The 398-nt window shown below is 72.6% G+C and carries 1 protein-coding gene; it reads right to left on the bottom strand.

Features of this window, described 5'->3' with window-relative positions; genetic code table 11:
• Positions 1-398: AMP-binding enzyme (locus ADK60_RS25215; protein WP_159400575.1), on the bottom strand; the 398-nt coding region annotated here is incomplete at both ends.

The raw sequence follows: 398 nt of genomic DNA, 5'->3' as shown, positions 1-398 counted from the left end.
TCCCGCTCGGTGCGGGGGCCTCGGCTGGAGGTCAGTGCGGCGAAGTCCGGTACGGGCAGCGCCTTCCGGTCCAGTTTCCCGTTCGGGGTCAGCGGCAGCTCGGTCAGGACCACCACGGTCGCCGGCACCATGTAGTCCGGCAGGATCGCCGCCATGTGCGCCCTGACGGCCACGGGATCGATGGTCGCCTGGGGCGACGGCACCACGTACCCCAGGAGCCGCTGGTCGCCGGGGCGCAGCTCACGCACCACCGCGACCGCCTCCGCCACCCCCTCGCAGCGGGTCAGGGCGTGTTCCACCTCGCCGAGTTCGATCCGGAAGCCGCGCAGCTTGAGCTGGTGGTCGGCGCGTCCGACGAACTCCAGGGTCCCGTCCGCGCGCCACTTCACCAGGTCGCC

This window comes from Streptomyces sp. XY431 (assembly GCF_001279805.1).
Lineage (GTDB): Bacteria > Actinomycetota > Actinomycetes > Streptomycetales > Streptomycetaceae > Kitasatospora > Kitasatospora purpeofusca.
Note: the sequence above shows the minus strand (reverse complement) of the source record. Positions and strands in the feature narration are given on the sequence as shown.